2 protein-coding genes are annotated in these 2,314 nt (G+C 66.0%); one reads left to right on the top strand and one right to left on the bottom strand.

The annotated features are described in order from the left end of the window. Positions 1-7: 7 nt before the first annotated feature. Positions 8-634, bottom strand: a complete 627-nt coding sequence (locus tag ACWF94_RS38960) for a TetR/AcrR family transcriptional regulator (RefSeq protein WP_453499786.1) — start codon at positions 632-634, stop codon at positions 8-10. 119 nt (positions 635-753) lie between these two features. Between ACWF94_RS38960 and ACWF94_RS38955 the strand changes: the two genes are divergently transcribed. Then, positions 754-2,307: an MFS transporter gene (locus tag ACWF94_RS38955; protein WP_453499784.1), complete on the top strand. Its 1,554-nt coding sequence runs from the start codon at positions 754-756 to the stop codon at positions 2,305-2,307. The last annotated feature ends 7 nt before the right edge of the window (positions 2,308-2,314 follow it).

The following is a 2,314-nucleotide window of genomic DNA, read 5'->3' as shown; positions in this document are numbered from 1 at the left end:
CCGGTGATCAGCGCCGGTGCGGCCGGAGCAGCGGCACCATCACCTGATCGATCATCTCCGCGATGTCATCATCCAGCCATTCGCTTCCGTACATCTTGGTGCGGTACATCATCAGCCCCGGGATCACATCGAAGACCATCTCGGCGGTTGCGCTCTCGCGGACGTCCCCCCGCCGGATACCACGGAGAATCACATTCCGGCAGAGCTGAATCGATGGCTCGACGACCTGGTGGATGATCACCGACTCGAATCTCTCCACCGTGGTCGCATCGCATTCGTGAATCACTGAACGAAACGCGGAGCCGGACCGCGAGAACATCACGTCCCTCAGCTGCCGGCAGAGATGGAAGAGATCGTCGCGGACTCCCCCATGATCGACGGCTTCCTCCAGCGGCGGAAGTCCGGCCCGCAGAGCGTCGGCGACAAGATCCTCCTTGGATGGCCAGCGCCGGTACACGGCGGCCTTCCCGGTCCGGGCCCCCGCGGCGACACCTTCCATGGTGAGCCCGCTCCAGCCGACCGTACTGAGCTGATCCAGAGCGGCTTCGAGGATCGCTCGTTCCAGCACGGCGCCTCGGCGGCGCAGCGAGGCGGAACATGTCTGGCCCGCGGCAGTCCAGCGCGAAGTGGCCATCGTCTTCTCTCCCTTGGGGACGGAAGTTCAGTGAACGCTTGCGTTCACTGAAGGGGACTCTCTACGGTTGATCCGACAGTGAACGGTCACGTTCACTAAAGCGCGAGGGGGGAAACCTCATGACAACCAATCAGTTAACAACTCCCAGGCCCTCCCGGGCAGCCCGCAAGCCGGGCCGTCCCGGGATCGCCCTTACGGTGATCGCCGCCCTCCAGTTGATGGTCGTGCTGGACACCACCATCGTGAACATCGCCCTTCCGCATATCCAGGGAGCGCTGGAGTTCACGACCACACAGCTGTCCTGGGTGATCAACGCCTACACGCTCACCTTCGGCGGCCTGCTGCTGCTCGGCGGCAGGGCGGGCGACATCCTCGGCCGCCGGCGGGTCTTCGTCTTCGGTGTGCTGCTGTTCACCTTCGCCTCACTGCTGTGCGGTATCGCGCAGGAGCCCTGGCAGATACTCGCGGCCCGGGCGCTCCAGGGCGTCGGCGGCGCCATCGCCTCACCCACGGCGCTCGCTCTGATCGCCACGACCTTCCGCGAAGGTCCCGAACGCAACCGGGCGTTCGGCATCTTCGCGGCGGTCTCCGCCAGTGGCGCGGCCATCGGCCTGCTGGCCGGCGGGATGCTCACCGAGTGGCTGGACTGGCGCTGGGTGTTCTATGTGAATCTGCCGATCGGCCTCCTGATCGCCGTCCTCGCGCCGATGTACATCAGCGAGTCCGAGCGGCACCCCGGCCGGTTCGACCTGACCGGTGCACTCACCTCGACCGCCGGGATGGTGTCCCTGGTCTACGGCTTCATCCGAGCCTCCGAGGACGGCTGGAGCGATGGACTCACCCTCGGCGCCTTTGTGGCGGCGGTCGTCCTGCTCACCGCGTTCGTCCTGGTCGAACGCAAGGCCAGAGAACCGATCACCCCCTTGCGGATGTTCGCCGACCGCAACCGCTCGGGGACCTATCTGATCATGATGAGCCTCGCCGCCGCGATGTTCGGCATGTTCTTCTTCATCGTGCTGTTCGTCCAGAATGTGCTGGGCTACAGCCCCATCAGGGCGGGACTCGCCTTCCTGCCGGTGACGGTGACGATCGTGACCGCGGCAGGACTCTCTTCCAAGCTGCTGCCGGTGCTCGGCCCCAAGCCCTTCCTGGTCACGGGCGCCGTACTCACCGGAGGAGGCACAGCCTGGCTGACCGCGCTCGATCCGGGAAGCTCGTACGTGGGAGGGGTGCTGGGGCCGATGCTGCTATTCGGTTTCGGCATGGGGCTGGTCTTTGTGACGGCGACACTCACAGCTGTCTCGGGGGTGGCACAGCATGAGTCGGGGGCGGCCTCCAGTCTGCTCAACGCGACACAGATGGTCGGAGGTTCCCTGGGGCTCTCGATTCTTATGACCGTTTTCGGCACGGTGAGCCGGGACGAGGCCGAACGGCAGCTGCCGTCCTTCCTCGCGGACTCCACCCCGGCGCAGAAGGCCGTCTTCGAGAAGACTCACGAACTGCCGCCGCCCTGGGGGCACGAGGTGCTCTCCGTGGGGATCTCGACGTCGTTCTGGGCGGGTGTGGGTCTGGCCGGACTCGCCGCACTGACCGCGGTGTTCGTCATCCGGGTCCGCAAGAGCGACCTGGAAGCGCTGAGCGGCGCGGCGGGGCCGGGAGGCCATGTCGCCTAGGGAGTGG

This window comes from Streptomyces sp. NPDC055078, from assembly GCF_053607985.1.
Note: the sequence above shows the minus strand (reverse complement) of the source record. Positions and strands in the feature narration are given on the sequence as shown.